Below are 19,082 nucleotides of genomic sequence, written 5' to 3'. Positions count from 1 at the left end.
GAAAGGATCTCAATCAATTTCATTTATTTAAAAATTCATCAAAAATAGATCACAAAAAAGGCGTGGCACAAATTCCACGCCTTAAATCTTCCACCACGAGAGTGGCCTATTTTTCAGTTAGTTTAATAAATATTGCATACCCGCCGCAAGAATTCCGCCGACAATCGGACCACACATTGGGACCCAGGCGTAGTTCCATTCGGCTGCGCCCTTATTAGGAACAGGCAGAATGGTGTAAGCCAGTCGTGGCCCCCAGTCACGGGCGGGATTCAAGGCGAATCCGGTCGTTGTTCCTAAAGCCATTCCAATGGTCATGATCAGCAGCCCTACCATGAAGGGTTTCAATCCAGTCGTGAAGTTCCCCAAGTTCAGGAGAATGAAAATGAAGGCCCAAGTGGCCACAACTTCTGAGATGAAGTTAAACGTAGGATTCTTGATTGCCGGCCGAGTGGCAAAGATTCCCACCGAATTACCAGATGCCTCATCTGGTGACGCTTTAAAGTGTGGGTAGAATTGCAGAATTACAATGGCAGCGCCGACAAAAGCACCCAGAAATTGGCCCAAGAGATAGGCCCCTACGTGCGCCCAAGGGAAGTACCCAAAGAGTGCAAACCCAATCGTGACGGCTGGATTCAAGTGTCCATCTGAGCCAAACATGCCAGCCACGTAAACCCCCATAGTCACAGCCATTCCCCACGCTAAACTCACATATGTCCAGTTAGATCCTTTGGCATAGGTTTTGTTTAAATTAATACTTGCTCCAGTTCCGGCACCCAAGACGATTAAAATCATGGTCCCTAAGAACTCACCCATAAAGCCACTCATAACACAAACACCCACCTTGTTAGTTTTTGTCCTCAAATTTTGAACTATTAATAGTCTACCATAGCCCTTCTAAGTAACGACGGTAAATTTGACACCGCTTCCAAAATGTAAACTTTTCATAATAAATAGCGATCATTCTGATTATTTGCATAAAGCGTTTTACCTGCCGGTACAGCTCACATTTCGCACATAATTGCCCACAAAAAAAGTTTCGACCAACTGGCCGAAACTTTTCATTTGATGAGTTTTATGCTGGTGAGACACCCAATGTGCCCTTGTTGCCACCGTTTAAAATCTTGAAGAAACTAGCAAGTTCCTTCTTCCGGTAAGAGGCTGGCACGAATTCCCGGATGGTTTCCAAATCAAATCCAGTCGCCAACTTGTTGCGATCAACCACAATTGGATTCTTCAGAATCCCAGGATTCTGCTGTAAGAGATCAACCAATTCGTTCATCCCCATGTCCTGAACAGACTGTGGTAAGGCCTTGTAAGCCTTGGAGCGAGTGGAAATCAAGTCATCGGTGCCTTCTTCTGTTAGGGAAAACATGTAAAGAATCTCTTCACGAGTCAAAGGTTGTTTTTTAATATCACGAGCAGTAAAGATGGCGTCGTGGTTCGCAAGCCATTTCATAGCCTTCGTTACCGCGGTAGTTTTTGCATGAAAGTACATTTTAATCATAGAATCGCCCTCCAATTATCTTCTCTTCGATGAGGTACTTGGGTTAGCACTCTTTTTGTTGAGTGCTAATTTATGATTCTCATTGTACACCACAATTCGAAATGATGAAACCCATTACCCCCACAGCGAGCATCCTTTTAATAATTTCTCAAGATCCTTTACCCGTTACATCCCTACGACACCAAGCTTAGCAAGAGAATCCACTCTTTTTAAGCCCGACTAGTGAATTTTCTGCGAAGATTCCACTCTTCTCATTGTCTGACCACTAGCATTCACTTTTATTAACGTAGATGCTACGGCAGAGTGACCCTTGAATGCTGGTGGTCACTTGCAATGCCAATTAGTGGCCTTTCCTTTCTCTGCTAGACTACCATGTTGTCGCCTACACCAACCTTGATCGTAATCAAAAAGCGTGAATGAAATCAAATTCGGTTTCATTCACGCTTTTCATCTAAGTGCTACTGTAGTTCAAAGGCTGAGGCTCGAGTCCACAGACCGTTACTCATCTGATAGAAAGTGGTAACGGACCCACTCGAGGTCTTCCGTCGAACCCGTCTAGTAATCTGCACGACACGCTCAGTGATATCTCCTGTGGTTCCCCTCTGCTGTGCTAGCAACGGGTCATTGAACGGTCGCGTATAAACCGGATAGACCTTAACCAACGTGGCCTCGTGATCGAAGGCCTCACTAGTGAATTTGTCGAAGGTTAATGCCCCCTTACGAATCCAATACTTTTTGGCATTAGTCTTTTTACTAAATCTAATTCGATACCATTTACCAGTATCAGCTTGTGCACGCATATCAAGATAAACCCGTTTGGTCTTAATTGATTTCCACTTGAACTTTAGCACATTCCAATTTTTATGGCCCTTGATATGGTTGTAGAGTGTATAGCCTTGATGTTTTTTACTCAATTGGGCATGTTGCGACGCTAGCCCCTTGAAGTAGTCTTCATGTTTATTCGTCTGTTTACGCTTCTTAAGCTTTTGGCTAGTGTTGTGGACAACATTAGTCGGCTTGATCGGTCGCTGTGGTTTAACAACTGTACTCGTCTTTTTAGTCTTCTTAATTGAATTCTTAGCGACCGTATTATCCCCCATGGGGAAGTTACTCATGAGGAACTGAGCCTGATTTCTTTGCGTCGTCGCCTTATTCCCAGTAATTGTCACTTGCGTCATGGGGTTCGTCGCATAGCGACTATCCAAATGCACATAACTCTTGATCGGATTAACATCTGTAAACGTATTATTCTCAATATTTATATTTTTCATCTGATAGGCTGGCAGCGTGTTTCGCAAATAAATGTAGTCTCCCGAACCCAAAACATGTCGATTGATAAACCGATTACCGGTGATCCACAAATTAGAAATACCCTTAAAGTGAATCGTTGCCATGCCACTCCCAGCAGAACTGGTTAACGGCTTAGGATCAACCACGGTGTTGTTACTAAACCGCACATCATGAATAATCCCACCCGCACCGTCGTCATAGACGGCGTGTTCTCCAATCGGATTGGGCGCATAAACTTTGACGGACCCACTGACTTTCTGAACCGGTAAAAATTGATTATCGGTCACAGTCACCCCGTACGTTGGTAAATCGTCATATTGATCCCCCGGGTTTTGATAGGACATCGCTCGTTGATTGGAATAGTCCACCTGGATGGCTTCCTTATAGTCTCGTGATCCATCGAATCCCGTGAAGATAGACCCTGTCACCTTGATATTGTGACTCCCATCGAGGTCAAGGTAGTGGCCAGTAGGCGACTCCGCATTATCAAAAAGGCAATTTTGAAAATTAATATTTTGCGCATGATGCACACTCTGGACAAAAACACTTTGCCCCATGTTGGTTTTATCACCTTGGAAAGTGGCTCCCTGCCAAGTGATATTCTTCAATCCACCATCGTAACCCGATTGGGGACTAGGATAGACAAAGTAAACCTCATTACCATCGGTCACCCGGAAAACGGCGCCTTTATCAAACTTAAACGTAATATTCGAATGCAACAAAATTTTTCCAGAATAAAAGACATAGGTTCCCTTAGGCACGCGAACCGTTAAATCGTCTTGATTCCACTTATCCAGCATCGCTTGCATCGGTCGATTATTCGCCGTCTCGCCATCACCAACCATCCCCTGGTTCTTAGCATTAACCGTCACTGCCGCTTGAGCCACAGTAGCTTGACCTGACGGTAATGATTCAGGGAAAACACACACGCCAAACAGCATTGTCCCCACAACAGCTGTCATAAATAAACTGAGTCTTACCCGCAAATTCACAAAAAAACCTCCATTCCAAGTGTCCTACTCATGCTCAATTATAACTAAGAAAATAAGAAACCGATCATCTTAATTCAATTTTACACAAATATAAGTAACTTGGTATAGAGGTCTATTACGCTTCAATTGTAAATTAATTTAAATTTGTTACATTAATTTTGAAATGTCATCATGCAACTTGCTCAAGCGGTCAACAACCTGACCACGAACAGACGTGTAAACCTTAACACCGTCTGGCGTTAACTTGAGATTGTGTTGCCGCCGGTCAACCGTTGAGGCGATACTTTCAATTAACCCCGCCCGCAACAACCGGGAAATTTGCCCGGAAATCATGGATTTAGAGACGCCAATTTGGCCGGCAAACTTGGTTGGCGTGAATTCCTCTCGTTGCGTGGTGATAGCATGTAACAGATTAAATTGTTCCAGAGAAATTGTGATATCCTCCGTTTTAATCGTCGTTACTGGCCGCATAATTTTTTGGAGCTGGGAGAACCATTCCAAGGATTGGTTTAAATCGTTCGTTTGCGTCATTTTTTTGCTTTCTTCCTTTCCAGTTGAGCTAGCGGTAAGCTTACGCTAGCGGTTACTATTCTTACCCGCTAACCATTTATTATAGCCCCTATTTTCAGTCTTTATGTTACCGATTCATTAATATTTTATAGCATTACGAATGAAAAAACTAGTGATCCGCAACCTTTTTGTCATATTTCTTCCAGCTTAGAACATTGAAATCCCAAACAGAAGCCCGTATCATTAATGTTAACAAAATCTAAACGAATAAGGAGACCGGTATGACTCGAATTAAACTCATTGCAACAGATGTTGACGGAACCTTTCTTAACTCACAGCGCCAATATAATCAGCCCCGCTTCCATGAACAACTCGATCGGCTTCACGCCGCAGGTATTCACTTTGTCATCGCAAGTGGCAACAGTCTCGGCCACCTTCATGACGTCTTCGCGCCGACACCAGCGATTAAGACGTTTGTCGCCGAGAATGGCGGTCTTATCACGAGTGGGGATCAGGTCCTCTTCGAAGATGCAATTCCCACACCCGTGGTTCACGAGATCGTTCGTACCATTCTTGCTGACGACACATTACGGCCACAAGTACTTCGATTATCCGGAGCTCATGGAACCTACATCAACCGCGCTGATCGCACCAACGATCCGGCTTCACAGGCATATTTCTTTAACAACATCGTCCTCGTTGACGACCTAACACAGGTCAACGACACCTTCTACAAGGTTAACGGTGAGTGGCCCAATGAATCGATTCAAGCCTTAGCAGCTAAAATCAATGACCGCTTCCCTACAGAAATTCACGCGACAGCGAGTGGCTTTGGGAGTATCGATATCATTCCCCCCCACATGAACAAGGCCATTGGTCTCCATCAGCTGGCAGACTCATGGGGAATCAAACCGACTGAGATTGCCGCCTTTGGTGATAACGACAACGATCAAGAAATGCTCGCCCACGTCGGGCTTGGTGTTGCAATGTGCAATGGGACCGACACCGTAAAACAGGTCGCTGACCTCATCACCAAGACCGATAACGATCACGATGGCGTTCTTGATGTCATCGATGCTATCTTAACAGACAAAGTTTAAAACCAGCTAAATTATTCAGGGTCTAGGATAGTTATCCTGGCCCTTTTTAATTTGCCCACTAGTCTCAACTAAGCCTTAACCCAGACCTGGGTCGCAATCAAACGCCACATTCGCTCGGTGGCGTGCAATTGCCGATGGCTAGTAGCCGGAACATGAATTTCCATATAACCGACTGGACTGCCACTCACGACCGCGCGCAGTGGCGTGATCTGACTAACCGGAACTGAGCCATCTGTCAGATGACCTGAGAGCGTCCCATAGACGTTAATGATTCGAGCCTTAGGATGAACCATCAAGTGATGTTTCGCCGCTCTCAATCGCTGATAGGACACATCAGGGACTTCCAGGCTCCCCTCATCTACCGGTGCCCCCAAGAGAACTAACCGGTGGAGAACTGGTAACTCGGCGTGATGCCCATGACGCACTAAAGCATGAATGGCGGCGCTACCGCCCCAAGAATGAGCCACAACGTTGTAACTCGTCACGCCATAGCGTTGCTTCAAAGCGCGCAGAATCGCCGTCAACCACAGAACCTGTTGCTGATAACCACGGGTCGCACTGTGATCAAATAAAACTTGAATCACCGGATTCTCTCCAGTTCCATCCCATTGTCCACTGAACCGTAATTTACCGGTCCAACTGACGTGCACAGTCAGGACCTTGTGCGCATATCCCGTTCGCGATAACCATTGTAAAAACCTATTGAAGGTCCAGGCATTTCCCGCCCAGCCTGGAATCACGAGTGTCGGTGTCTGGCTATAGGTAACATCTTGTCGATGAGCTCGCAAAGGTTCAGCGGGCACTGCTCGTTGCCCTAGCCAGTGATACCCTAACCAACTACCCCCTAAGATAATCGGAAGCCATTGCCATTTAAGGTTCATGATTACTTCCCCCTTAAACTAATCTATTATGCCAGTTTTTTTGATTGTACACAAGTTAAGGCTACGAGTCACGCTTCTTTTTGTCGATCATTGACTGGGCTTTTGTCCACCAACCAAATTGATCATCTTGCTTGGCGCCATCCCCGTCAAATCACAAGACCTGCGTGAACATTGTTTGACAATCAACTAGTCAAACCCATAAAATGGAGAGAAATGAAACCGCTTAATTAAAAAATAAGAAACGGGGACTTGTTCATGCAGACCGCAACTAAAAATTGGGATACTTATCAGAATCAGGTCGTGACCCGCTACGTCATCGAAAACGATCATGGCGTAAAATTAGCCGTTCTCAGCTGGGGGGCCACGCTCCAGACACTGGCCGTACCCACTGCTAACGGCGAGAAGAACTTGGTGTTATCTTACCACAGGATGGCCGACTACCTTGATAATCCGTTTTACGTGGGGATGAGTATTGGCCGAACCGGTGGTCGCATCTCCGGTGGACAATTTCCCCTCAATGGACACACCTATCAGGTCGACACTAATGAAGGCAACAACACCCTTCATGGTGGCCCTAACGGCTTCAATACGGTAAATTGGGACGGACAACTGGACACCAGTGATTCTCAAGCTCCCAAGATCGTTCTCACTCATATCTTCAAAAGATCTGAGGATTCTTTTCCAGGTGATCTCACGGTACACATCACCTACACGCTAAACAATGACGATCGTGTGACTTTAACCTACACCGCTACCAGTACGGCAGACACTCTATTTAATCCTACGCAACATGTCTACTTTAATCTGGGGGAAGATCAATTGATTGCCGGGCAAACGTTACAAATCAATAGTCAGGAACGTCTGGAATTGGATAACGAGAAGCTTCCTACCGGCCAGTACCTCTCGACTGCTGGCACACCCTATGACTTTGCGAACGGTCAATATCTAGGTAGTGCCATTCGTGGACTTCAAACCATTCCAGAACAAGGTATCGACGATGTTTATCACGTCGTCCCCGCCGCTGACCAAACCATTGCTGAACTCAGTGATCCCCTGTCCCAACGTAGTGTCACCATCAAATCCGCTAGAAATGGACTCGTGGTCTTCACTGCCAACTCGTTTAACTCACAAATGAAGCTCGCTACAGGTCCCGGTCAACCTTACATGGGCTTGGCCTTGGAACCCCAGAGTTTGCCAGATTCACCCAACCATCCGGAATTCTGCGACGTCAGTCTACCAGCCGGTGAAACCCGAACTTATCAGATCTCCTACGATCTCGGCTATTAGCTGAGTCGCCATCGTTGACAGGGTCTATCTGACTATGCTAAATTGATAAAACGTAATTATTATCATTTAAGAAAGGAGATCCGCTCATTCATGGCTAAAAAGTCTAAAATTGCTAAGGCTAACCGCATCGCGGCCACTGTCGCCAAGTATGCAGACCGTCGCGCAGAGCTGAAGGCCGCCGGCGACTATGCTGCGCTTGCCCTGTTGCCTCGTGATGCTTCCCCTACTCGGATGCATCACCGTGACCACCTGGATGGTCGTCCACACGCTTACATGCGTCAGTTCGGACTATCCCGGCTGAACTTCCGTCAGTTGGCCCACGCTGGTCAGATTCCCGGTGTGAAGAAAGCTAGCTGGTAGTTCCCCTAAAATTTAAAATTTGTACCCACGTCAACCCTGCCCGCGGCTTCGTTTGACGTGGGTTTTTTCGTGGCCTAAACTTGAGCTAGTCTGATTTATTGAGATCGGCCCAGCGGCCATCCTCAAATAACGAAGGAGCGTTTCGCATGACACAAGTTTTATCGGTAATTAGAGAATTTGATATTTTTGGCAGCGGTGACGATGTCCCTTATGGGATTGACACCCCTAAGATTCATGCCCAATTCGTGGGTATCAGCCCAGCTATTACCTTCGATACGAGTAACCAACCTCGTTTGGCTCGGCAGAAGGAACGTGAGCTACGGACGTTGGAAGACGATATTCGCAAGGAATTCAGAGACCATTTAAGTCACCAACAAGGTGGCGACTTATCAGTTAATTTGAACATCTTTGGTCGTCTTATCACGACCTTCAAGCAACGCTTAGAAAACACACTATTGGTCAAGGACCAGCTTGAACTGGAAAGCCTTACCATCAGTGGCGAGTGGCTGACCTATTGGCAAGACAAGACGCCATTGGCTCGGCAGAAGACCGCGCAGCAACAACAGATGCGTAGTGACCTGTAACTTATCGGTCGTGATAGACTAGCCATCCTAATTTAAAATAATTATCCAAAATAAAAAATAGCGTCATAGCAGATATCCACATGGATGCTGTTATGACGCCATTTTCATTTTTAGTTGTCCAGACAGTTGTCAATAGCCCTAACTGCCGGACTCCATCAGCACAATAACTATTTAACCGTCACGGATGTCCCAGCAACATCAATAGTCAGTGGATCCCCACTGATCAACTTGAAGTGTGCGCCACTACCATCGACGCTGACCGCAATCAGTCGGTCTCTAAAAATCTGACGGAATGAGTAGCTTGACCATTTCTTAGGCAGGAATGGTGCAAAGTGTAAGTGTCCATTCCGGACCCGCATGCCAGCGAATCCTTGAACTACCGCGATCCAGCCACCGGTCATGGCCGTGATGTGAAGGCCATCCTTGGTGTCATTGTTATAGTTGTCCAAATCCAACCGTGCTGTCCGTTCATAGAGTTCCACAGCCTTCTCCTCATAATGCAAATCCGCTGCGAGCACCGCATGAATGGCAGGTGACAGGCTGGATTCGTGCACTGTGAGCGGCTCATAGAAGTCGAAATTAGCCTTCTTCTGTTCGGGGGTATAGTCATCGATAAAGTCCCAAATACCTTGTAGGACATCCCCCTGCTTGATGTACGGTGACCGCAGAATCTTATCCCAAGACCAGTGTTGATTGATTGGCCGCTGATCGGCTGGAATGGCACTGACCGGCTGGATATCCTTATCTAGGAACCCATCGTGTTGGACAAAAATATTAAGATCTTTATCATATGGCAGATACATCCGATCGATAATATCTTGCCACTTGGCCTTCTCAGCCGATGTCACGCCAAGTTTTGTTGCGGTCTGAGCATCGACCTGACTTAAGATTTTCAGGGTGTAACGTAAGGTCCACTGAGCCAACATGTTGGTGTCCCAGTTATTATCGACATTATTTTCGTATTCATCAGCACCAGTAACCCCATGAATCATGTACTGGCCCTTACGTTGACTGAAGTGGACCCGATCGGCCCAAAAACGTGAAATCTCAGTCAGCACCTTGGCACCCTCATGCAGAACATAAGAGGTATCGCCGGTATAACGTGTGTAATTATAAATCGCGAAGGCGATATCGCCGTTACGGTGAATTTCCTCAAAGGTAATTTCCCATTCATTGTGGCATTCAATCCCATCAAACGTCACCATTGGAAATAAGGCACCCTTGAGCCCCTGTTGTTGCGCATTGATATAAGCACCATCCAATTGCTTGTAACGATACATCAGAAGATTTCGAGTAACTTCTGGATTCGTAATTCCCAGATAAACAGGAATGGCGAAAGCCTCAGTGTCCCAATAAGTGGCCCCACCGTACTTCTCTCCAGTGAATCCTTTGGGTCCAATATTCAGACGTGCGTCTTCCCCATAGTAAGTTGAGAATAACTGGAAGAGATTGAAACGAATCCCCTGTTGTGACTCGTCATCCCCTTGGATTTGAACGTCAGACTTGGTCCAACGATCGGCCCAAACCGTTTCATGCATTGCCAATAACTCATCATAACTTTCTAGTGCGACGTGATCACTCAGCTGGTGCATCGCTGTGGTCAGCGCGGAGACATCAGCATAATCTCGCGAGGTCACCACGATAACCCGTTTTTCCAGTTGGACAGTCTCGTTAGGCGCCAGCTCACCGGTGTACGCCGTGGTAACAGCTTGATCGCTTGGTTGGTCAATAGTGATTGGCTTCAAGGCCGACACCACGCGCATCTCCATTCCCGAAGTGAACTGAGGCGTCCCAAATGGATTAGACGTGGTCTTGGCAACAACGCTCCCCCGATCAGTCTGTTGATCGGTTGCAAGAATATCCCAAAAGCGGTCGTCATAGTTAGCCTCTTCGTTCTTAACGTTACCGTCAATCCCAGGTTTGAGGGTCAAGGTCACCGAATTGGCTCCCAGATTTTTCACCGTCACACGTTGTACGGCAAGTTCGCGTTGACTCACACTCAAAAAACGCTCGAAAGTCAAATTCACACGGGTTTCCCCACGTTCCACGACAAATGATCGGGTTAATGTTCCGTGTTGCATATCCAGGTCCAAGGTGAAATCACTGATATTATCCTGCGCTAAATCTACCACTTGTCCATTAATTTCGACAGGTAACTTCATGAAGTTAACGGCATTGACAACCTTTCCAAAGTACTTGGGATACCCATTCTTCCACCAACCAACCCGAGTCTTATCTGGATACCAGATCCCGCCAAGGTAAATACCTTGCAGCGTGTCACCACTGTACCCTTCCTCAAAGTTTCCTCGCATCCCCATATAGCCATTTCCAAGACTCGTCATCGATTCTTGTAGCCGCTTATCTTGTGGGTCAAAGGTATGGGTAATGACATGCCATGGTTGGACTTCAAAAATTCGTTTCATTGCCGAACGCTCCTTTTATTAAATCGTTTCAATTTTAAATTGATCGCATCATTAGGCCTTGTATGTTTCCTTAATCGCACCGACCGCGAGGGCCCCAATAGCTAAGATAATGCCGGCCAGGATAAACATGTTGGCCTGTACCTTTCCTAAGAGTGGGAATAAGGAAAAACTAGCCAGCGAAGCCACAATTTGCGGTAAACAGATGGACCCATTGAATAGTCCCAAATAAGTTCCCATGTGCGCACCAGATAATGCATTCGTGACCATTGTCAGCGGGTAGGTGTTCATTGCGGCCCAAGCAATCCCAACCAGAATGAAAGACGCAATTAAAGCATATTGATTGTGAATGAAGAAGACAGAAATGAATCCCAAGGCCCCTAGGCCTAAGCTGCCAGCATAACCCAATTTATGATGATCGTTTGGTAATTTAGCTAACACATAGGACCAGATGACAGCTGCGATAGATTGAACGGCCGCCAGAACGCCGTACCAGTTACCAGCGGCTTGATAGCCCGCCGATGCGGCATCGGTCGTATGCCAAACGTTGCCTGAAATTGCCCCAACCGAGTAGGTCCACAGGTATTGAAAGGCGATCCAGCAAAAGAATTGAACCAAAGTGACGGTCCAAAAGACCCGTGGGGCCGACTTAAGCAACGACCACCAGTTCCCACCAGTCGTATTGTCTTCCTTGGCAATCCCGTGGTATTTGGCATAGGTATCCGGATCATACTCCTTAACCCGAAGAATCGTGAAGAGACTGGTAATCACGAGGAGTACCGCCCCCACGTAGAAGGCCACCTTAACTGTAGCGGGTACAACCCCTTTAGCTGCGGTATTGGCGATCCCAATCATTGCAAAGAGAAATGGGAGAATTGCCGCCACAACGGCACCAGTATTCGATAAAAAGCTCTGAATGCCATAAGCATAGCTTTTTTGGTCGTCATTAACCATATCCCCCACCATCATCTTAAAGGGCTGCATCGCAACGTTAGATGAGAGGTCCAGGAAGGCCACCGTAATCGCCCCAAAGAGCAATGCAGCCATCGAGGCGTACCCGAATCCCAGGCTCCCAGAGTTGGGTAACAGACACATCACGATAAGCGCCACGATCGTTCCGAGTAACAGATAGGGCAATCGGCGGCCACCTAATTTAGGCAACCAGGTTCTGTCGGAATAATACCCGACGATCGGTTGGACGATCAGCCCGGCCAGTGGTGGCAAAATGAAGAACCACCCTAAGCTATTCGGATCTGCCCCAATCGTTTGAAAAATCCGACTCATCTGTGAGCTTTGCAGCGTAAACGCGGTTTGAACCCCGAGATACCCAAAATTAATCATCCAAATGGTACTTGCTGATAATGTTGGCAAGCCATTGTTTGCCTTGGCCGTAGCCGCCGTCAACGATTCATCTGCCATAATCTGACCCCTCCTATAAGCTTTAGTTACAATTGAAAAATAGTCACAATTGAAAAATAAGTGCTGTCATCATTATGGCACCGCTTTCAAATTAATGCAACCGTTTGCGCAAACTTTATTTTATCGCCATTATCCGTCTGATTGCCAGTTTATCCAGCGCTTTTAAGCTCTTTCACCTAACAACATTTTAGCAATGAAAAAGGCTGAGGTATCCGCCTCAACCTGCTATCTAGTGCTTATTTAATTTCATAAGGAATTGTAATCTGTCGGGGTGTCGTCGACTCTAACGGTTGCCGATCACTGAACAATAGCGTCACTGTGGCAGCCCCCATCTTTTCCGGATAAAGATCAACCGAATGCAGATTAGCATCGGTTAACCCCACCGGCAAAGATCGGTTAAAACTTACAATTGGAAAATGACTGGCACCATTGATCTCCCGAATCAAGCGGTAAAACTCGATGGCATTAAAGTCATCGGTCGCCATAATCCCATTGATTTCCGGATGCCGGTCAATGAATGATCGGGCCTGTTCCAGGTCGCCCAACTTACAAGTCAGTGGATCCACATTAAATTGCGCCGCCATTCGTTCATAGCCCTCGCGTCGCTGCTGCTCATAAGCCCAGTCGTGCGCAGATTCGACGAAAACCGGATGCGTCACAGCCAATTGATCTAACAGGTAGGATGCGCCACCAATGCCAGCCTTCAAATTATCATTATCGACAAAAAGGTCGGTGGGATCATCGACTGGTTGACCAATGGTTACGAACCGCAACTTATTCTGGCGCAAAAAATCTGCGATGGGATCGGTACGATGAGCGTAAAGTAGGATAAATCGTTTGATTTTTCCCTGTGTCACCATGGATTTGACATTGGCCAGGAGCTCGTCTTGCGTCTTACTAATGGCTACGGACAACACGTACTGCCGTTCCATTAATTCGGTATTGATTCCGCGCAACAAGTCGATGTAAAACGGATTCTCGGGAAAGTTATGATCGGCTGTCGGGAAAACAACCCCAACCGTATTGGCCTCACCTGCTGTGAGGTTCTTAGCATTGTAGTTGGGGCGATAGCCTTCAGCCGTCGCCAACGCCTGGATCCGTTTACGGGTCGCCACGCTGATACGTGGATTATTATTTAGTGCCCGGGAGGCCGTGGAGACCGACACGCCCGCCTTAGCGGCAATATCACGGATAGTTAACATCATCGAAAGCTCCTTATGCTGCACTTACCAATTCGTTCTAATGCTTCAGATCTTACCATACAACCGGTGGGAATAAAACTTTCCTTGCTATGCTATCGCGTCAAGACGAAGCAAAAAAGGCACCACATTTTCTGGCACGATCGGTTACCTGAGCTTGGTTAAATCTTTAACCACAAAAACCGCATGCCCTCAAACACGACGGCTGCGGTTACCAAAATTTTATTATTTTTCTTTCGTAGCCATTTTTTCATGGTGCCCGGCTAAACCCGCAGGATTAACTGGGATCGTCGTCACAAACCGACTCCCCTGTGGCTGGTTATCCTTAACCACGATCGTCCCGTGGTGCAGATTAACAATCCAGTGCGCAATCGACAGGCCCAATCCATTGCCACCCGTTTGCCGACTACGAGAACTGTCCACGCGATAAAAACGATCGAAAATTCGTTGTCGGTCCGCTCGTTTTACCCCGATGCCTTGATCGGCTACTGTTAATTGCCATTTACGTCCTATCAGCTTAGCAGACAGCGTGATTGTCTGCCCCTGTGGCGAATACTTTAGGGCATTATCGATCAAAATATTCAACAACTGATGCACTAAAGCTTGATCCAGTGTCGCTTGAAAAGGCACGATCGGATCTAGGACCAAGGTCTTCCCTTGACTGGCCGCAATCTCGGTGTAAGGCTCCACCGTCCGTTGCATAAAGGTTGCCATATCAGTAAGTTCGAAGTTAGTCTGCACAGTATTGGAATCAGATCGCGCTAGTGCCAACAGATCCTGCGTTAATTTCTGCAAGCGCTGACTTTCACTATTGGCCACGGCAATACTCTCTGCCTGGTCAATAATTTTATCATTGGGTCGCGTTAACAGAAACTCCAGCTTATTTTGAATAATAGTCAGGGGGGTCCGCAACTCATGCGCCGCGTTACCCACGAACTCCGTCTGCCGGCCCCAGGACCGTAGAATAGGCCGCATCGTCAGGCGCGACATCCAGATACTCATCAGAATTGAGAGGAGCCAGAAGACCCCCATCGTGATCAGTAAAACCCGGGTGAAGTTAGCCATGGCCGCCTTTTGCGGATCAATATTTTCCATGATGAGGAGGTACTTCCCCGCCACGACCGGGTCCGAATTAGACTTCGGGACCTTCACCAGTAATGTTCGGAAGCTGTACTTGCCGTTCACGCGAACCGTGTGCAATTGCCCGACCTGGCCACGCTTGAGCGCGATACGCTTTAGCATGTCGTAACGCGATCCCAGTTGTGCTTGATTACTGATCTTGCCGCGATCATTATAAATTAAGGTGGTGGTCATAAAAGGGTGAATTGCGGCTTTCTGCGTCTGCCCAGGGACCATCTCCGGTTGATGTTGGGGCCGTTTTTTTACTGGAGAACCGGATAACCGTGACGTCCGTTCGACCCTGAGTGCCTGGTCGGTACTGGTCAGCATGGCGCGTTTGAACAAAACAAAAACAATTACACCTAGTAAGACGAAGATCACAGTGAATCCGATAAAATTGCTGATAAATAACCGCCATTGTTGCGCGCGGTTAACCTTATTACTCATTAGGTGCCTCCACAATATAACCGGCATTGCGAATTGTCCGCAACGACAGATCACTGCCAGCACGCTTAAGTTCCTTTCTCAGATTGCTCATATAGACTTCTACCACAGACAATGAGGTCTCTGAATCAAAGCCCCACAAGCGGTTGAAGATCTGTTCCTTGGTAATGATCGTTCCAGGATTGGCCACTAGATAGGCCAGCAGATCAAACTCACGGCCCTTCAGGGTCAAGGGCTCACCATCAAACGTCGCTAAATGCTTGCCAGTGTTGATTTCCAATTGACCCAGTGTAATCACATCACTACTGTTCAAATGTCCCGTACGCTTCAACAGAGCCTTCATACGCGCCAATAATTCCTCACGATGGAACGGCTTGGTGACGTAATCGTCGGCACCATCATTGAATCCCCGCAATTTGTCAGCAATCGTATCTTTGGCCGTTAAAATCAGCACAGGGGTCTTAATAGCCTTGTTGCGAATGTGTAGCAAGAGATCCAGCCCACTCTGACCGGGTAACATCAAATCTAAAATAATCGCGTCAAAAACACCTTGACTGGCTAGAAACTCGCCTTGTTCACCATCAAACGCGGTGGTCGTCTCACAAATCGGTCTAATTAACGCCACAATATCCGCGGACAACTCGCGTTCGTCCTCCACGACCAAGACCTTGGCAGTTGTACTCAACGGGCATGCCTCCTTTTAAGTTATCTTTTTATGTTAGGTTGTTCGCCTGCAGCAGTCCTTCATTTCAAATCATTTCTTAAAAGACACTCCCCACAGGGAGGCGTCTGGTGACCGTAGGTGGCATTAAGAATACACTTTTACTATTAATGACATAGTCTACGTGACGAACGATAACGTAACCTTAAGTCATTCGCCTTACCAAACACACGGTTAATTCGAATTTTAGCACGTTCTCCCATATAATGCCCGAAAATTGGAGTAAACTTTTATCAGGACAAGGTGCGTGTTATTCTATTAAAGTCAGACATTTTGTCCATTTAACAACGGAGGGGTTTTCATGAAAGAGCATCGTGACACGCTAGCGCAGGCTCGCGTCAGCCGCTGGGTGTACTTGGGGGCATTTTTAATCCCCATGATTATCATCAGTGTGATCTTTTGGCATTTGAAGATTACGCCATTTGGTCATCGAAGCCTATTATTTAGCGACACCGGGGCACAATACGTGCCCATTTTAGAGTACTTGCGATCTACGATTTCACATGGTCAGTTCCATCTATTCTCATTCGCACTGGGGACGGGGAGCAGCTTAGTGCCACTATTGACCTACTACGTTATCAGTCCTTACAATGTGCTCATCTTCCTATTACCAGCTGCGCAGTTGCCAACCGCCGTGGCCTTAATCATGATTTTAAAAATTAGTACGATCGGCCTCACAATGGCTATTTTTCTGCGGCGAGCCTTTCTTAAGAGTGGCTGGGCCCTCCTCTTGTTCTCGACGGCCTTCAGCTTGTGTGGCTTCGTCGCGATGTATGACTACGACATCATGTGGCTCGACGCTCTCATCATGTTGCCATTGGTTGCGCTAGGCTTGCACCGCATCGTCAGTGTCCATCACTTTGGCCTCTACACATTGAGCCTAACGATTACCATCTTAGCCAATTATTATCTCGGGTATATGACGTGCCTTTTTTCCGTCTTGTACTTTGCCTACCTCATCATCGAACATCAACGAACCGCCACTTCCTTCAAGGAAATCTGGCGTGTCCACCGCCCTGCAATCCGTCAATTCATTATCGGCTCATTACTAGCGGGAATGATGGCTATGGTCGTCTTGATTCCGACCGCCATGGGGATGCTCCGGACAGGTAAAGGCAACTTCTTTGTGACCAACTTCCTGCCAACCCCCCTCTTTGGCCCAGAAGTTCTGGCCCAATTTGGTCCTGGCACAACAACTTTCGTCTCACACCTATACCACGCACCGAGCTTATTTATGGGAACCCTGATGTTCCTGTTACTCATCGTGTACTTTGTCTCTCCCAAGGTCCAGTCAATCGAAAAGCACCGAGCGATGTGGCTACTGATCACGATGGGTCTTGGACTCTTCTTAACGCTATTCAATACCATCTGGCACATGCTCCAACAACCAGCCGGATTTCCATTCCGTAACGTCTACTTCTTCACTTTTCTCGCACTGATCATTGCCTACCGTGCTTGGCAAACGCACCCCGATCAGACCATGAATGATCCGCAAAAGGTCCTCGCGCTAGTCTGGGGAGCAGGCCTGCTCGTCATCGGATTTCTATCTGCTCGCGTCTTTCCACGGCTCTGGGCCTTCATGCTTCCTAGCTACGACGCCAGCCTCTATCAACAGAGTCAGCCACCCTTCCATCTGGTTTGGTGGGCCCTGGGACTGTTGTTACTCAACACCATGCTATTATTCATCAGTGAGTGGCGCCCTATTCGTATCGGTTTAATGGGCCTTCTAATCTCATGTGAGCTCGGGGGTAACCTTCTGGTGGCCAGTCGCGGCATGGACTTTGGATCCCAAACAAAATTTGAAAAATACTTTAAAGCCGACACGGCAACGTTGAAACAGTTCAACGCTTCCTCGACCAAGGCCAATTTCTACCGAACTGACTTCCTACATTCTCGGATCGGCAAAGCCTACGATGAGGCTTACAACCACTACAATGACCCCTTGTTATTCGACTACGCGGGACTGAGTTCTTATTCTTCAACCTTGGAGGAATCGGCCCGGGTCTTCCAAAATGACCTCGGTTACTTCAGTAGCAACGTTCGTCGAATCAGTGCTCAGGGTAGTACGAGCCTAACCGACACACTACTCGGCGTTAAATACCGAGTCAACGTCAACCGAGATCCCAAGGTCACAGAGCTCAACTCATTCGTAGGTATCGGCTTTGCCGTTCCAAAACAACTTATCAGTTTACAGCTTGATGATCAGAATGCCTTGGGTAACCAGCAACGCATTCTGACCGCCTTAGGCGCACCAAGTGACACTCTGGCTCATGCCTCTGTCCTCAATGTCTTTAATCGTCGCGCTACCGTCGATGACTTGCACCTCGTGCCGAAGAAGACCCTGTTGCCCCAACAACGTTACCAGCAGACGTTCAAGCTCAAGGTTAACGCAACGGGAACGCTTCATGGCTTCTCACCATCCAATACCTTAATCTACTCGACCTTACGCATTAATGGTCAAGCAGCTGGTCCCACAGTTCGTGCCGATGGTTACCGCTACGTTATGAATTTAGGCTACCATCACAAGGGAGATGTGCTGACGGTAAGCTACCTCACGCCGGCACCAGCCGCTGGTTACAGCAACGAATTCGTCTCGTTGAACCAAGCGCAATATCAAAAAGCCGTCACCCATCTAAGACGGCAACAGTTCCACCTCTCCAAGCAGAGCAGCGTGACCGCTTTATCTGGCACCGTTGTTGGGAGCACCCAACGATCTTACCTTTACCTCTCCGTACCGAATGCGCCAGGATGGCATGCCACCGTCAATGGTCGAGCGGTCAAGGTCCAACCGGCCATGCACGCCCAGTCGATCACGCCAGTCATTAAGAATTATCCGGGAATGATGGCCGTACCACTCAAGCCAGGCAGAAACCACGTTGTTTTCCATTACACGACGCCGGGCTTAAAGGCGGGAATCATCACGTCAATTATCGGTGTCGTCTTGTTTGGTCTCCTGTGGTTCGGGGGCGAATGGCGCCGCGTCGTTCGGCAACGTCATCAATAAATTTGTTTAGTGAGCGTTCGGTGCATCTTGCCGAACGCTTTTTATTTGGCGCTTGCTTTCCTCCTACTTAGTACTAACGAAATCTCTTCGATAATTTTCGCCTATTTTGGCGAGAAATCATACCATCCGATAAGATGATTAGGGGGTCTATCTGGGATCTCACCTCTTATGTGGAATGCCTCTCTCTCGCTTGATTTGAAGCCACACCCAGAACGCAAGTCTTCAAAGTCACTGTTCCAGGAACTGAT

General features: G+C 47.4%; 15 protein-coding genes. 5 read left to right on the top strand and 10 right to left on the bottom strand.

Annotated features, from left to right (window positions below):
• Positions 1-117: 117 nt before the first annotated feature.
• The 4 genes from EKM71_RS03175 to EKM71_RS03160 form a co-directional block, all read right to left on the bottom strand.
• Positions 118-825: an MIP/aquaporin family protein gene (locus EKM71_RS03175; protein ID WP_125573223.1), complete on the bottom strand. Its 708-nt coding sequence runs from the start codon at positions 823-825 to the stop codon at positions 118-120.
• A gap of 247 nt (positions 826-1,072) precedes the next feature.
• Entirely contained in the window at positions 1,073-1,504 is a 432-nt protein-coding gene (locus tag EKM71_RS03170; RefSeq protein ID WP_125573222.1) for a Spx/MgsR family RNA polymerase-binding regulatory protein, read from the bottom strand.
• A 458-nt stretch (positions 1,505-1,962) separates the two neighbouring features.
• Complete coding sequence (locus EKM71_RS03165; protein WP_191986164.1) at positions 1,963-3,786, bottom strand: glycoside hydrolase family protein; 1,824 nt, start codon at positions 3,784-3,786, stop codon at positions 1,963-1,965.
• A 147-nt stretch (positions 3,787-3,933) separates the two neighbouring features.
• The gene (locus tag EKM71_RS03160; protein WP_125573221.1) at positions 3,934-4,317 is read right to left on the bottom strand and encodes a MarR family winged helix-turn-helix transcriptional regulator; all 384 of its coding nucleotides are present in this window, start codon (positions 4,315-4,317) and stop codon (positions 3,934-3,936) included.
• A gap of 260 nt (positions 4,318-4,577) precedes the next feature.
• Between EKM71_RS03160 and EKM71_RS03155 the strand changes: the two genes are divergently transcribed.
• On the top strand, positions 4,578-5,396 hold the full coding sequence (locus tag EKM71_RS03155; RefSeq protein WP_125573220.1) for a Cof-type HAD-IIB family hydrolase: 819 nt from the start codon (positions 4,578-4,580) through the stop codon (positions 5,394-5,396).
• A gap of 68 nt (positions 5,397-5,464) precedes the next feature.
• On the opposite strand, the gene EKM71_RS03150 is transcribed toward EKM71_RS03155, so the two are convergent.
• Positions 5,465-6,277: an alpha/beta hydrolase gene (locus tag EKM71_RS03150; RefSeq protein WP_125573219.1), complete on the bottom strand. Its 813-nt coding sequence runs from the start codon at positions 6,275-6,277 to the stop codon at positions 5,465-5,467.
• Positions 6,278-6,532: 255 nt separating this feature from the next.
• Here EKM71_RS03150 and EKM71_RS03145 point away from each other — a divergent pair, with 255 nt between their 5' ends.
• The 3 genes from EKM71_RS03145 to EKM71_RS03135 all read left to right on the top strand — a co-directional run bounded on the left by EKM71_RS03145 (position 6,533) and on the right by EKM71_RS03135 (position 8,508).
• Positions 6,533-7,564 carry an aldose epimerase family protein gene (locus EKM71_RS03145; protein WP_125573218.1) on the top strand — a complete coding sequence of 344 codons (1,032 nt, stop codon included), beginning with the start codon at positions 6,533-6,535 and terminating at the stop codon, positions 7,562-7,564.
• A gap of 90 nt (positions 7,565-7,654) precedes the next feature.
• Positions 7,655-7,924: a 30S ribosomal protein S14 gene (gene rpsN / locus EKM71_RS03140; protein ID WP_125573217.1), complete on the top strand. Its 270-nt coding sequence runs from the start codon at positions 7,655-7,657 to the stop codon at positions 7,922-7,924.
• A gap of 146 nt (positions 7,925-8,070) precedes the next feature.
• Positions 8,071-8,508 (top strand): hypothetical protein, encoded by a 438-nt coding sequence (locus EKM71_RS03135; RefSeq protein WP_125573216.1) that lies wholly within the window; start codon positions 8,071-8,073, stop codon positions 8,506-8,508.
• Positions 8,509-8,675: 167 nt separating this feature from the next.
• On the opposite strand, the gene EKM71_RS03130 is transcribed toward EKM71_RS03135, so the two are convergent.
• The 5 genes from EKM71_RS03130 to EKM71_RS03110 form a co-directional block, all read right to left on the bottom strand.
• Positions 8,676-10,931 carry a glycoside hydrolase family 65 protein gene (locus EKM71_RS03130; RefSeq protein ID WP_125573215.1) on the bottom strand — a complete coding sequence of 752 codons (2,256 nt, stop codon included), beginning with the start codon at positions 10,929-10,931 and terminating at the stop codon, positions 8,676-8,678.
• Between the two features lie 51 nt (positions 10,932-10,982).
• Positions 10,983-12,347, bottom strand: coding sequence for an SLC45 family MFS transporter (locus tag EKM71_RS03125; protein ID WP_125573214.1), 1,365 nt, complete (start codon positions 12,345-12,347; stop codon positions 10,983-10,985).
• A 236-nt stretch (positions 12,348-12,583) separates the two neighbouring features.
• Positions 12,584-13,549 (bottom strand): LacI family DNA-binding transcriptional regulator, encoded by a 966-nt coding sequence (locus EKM71_RS03120; protein WP_125573213.1) that lies wholly within the window; start codon positions 13,547-13,549, stop codon positions 12,584-12,586.
• A 222-nt stretch (positions 13,550-13,771) separates the two neighbouring features.
• A complete protein-coding gene (locus tag EKM71_RS03115) occupies positions 13,772-15,112 on the bottom strand; it encodes a sensor histidine kinase (protein WP_125573212.1) in 1,341 nt (446 codons plus the stop codon).
• Positions 15,105-15,794, bottom strand: coding sequence for a response regulator transcription factor (locus EKM71_RS03110; RefSeq protein ID WP_125573211.1), 690 nt, complete (start codon positions 15,792-15,794; stop codon positions 15,105-15,107). Before EKM71_RS03110 ends, EKM71_RS03115 begins: the two co-directional genes overlap by 8 nt.
• 337 nt (positions 15,795-16,131) lie before the next feature.
• Here EKM71_RS03110 and EKM71_RS03105 point away from each other — a divergent pair, with 337 nt between their 5' ends.
• Complete coding sequence (locus tag EKM71_RS03105; RefSeq protein WP_125573210.1) at positions 16,132-18,834, top strand: YfhO family protein; 2,703 nt, start codon at positions 16,132-16,134, stop codon at positions 18,832-18,834.
• Positions 18,835-19,082: the final 248 nt, after the last annotated feature.

The sequence above is a fragment of the Levilactobacillus huananensis genome (assembly GCF_003946145.1).
GTDB classification, from domain to species: domain Bacteria; phylum Bacillota; class Bacilli; order Lactobacillales; family Lactobacillaceae; genus Levilactobacillus; species Levilactobacillus huananensis.
The sequence above is the reverse complement of the archived record's forward strand: the minus strand, read 5'-3'. Positions and strand labels throughout refer to the sequence as shown.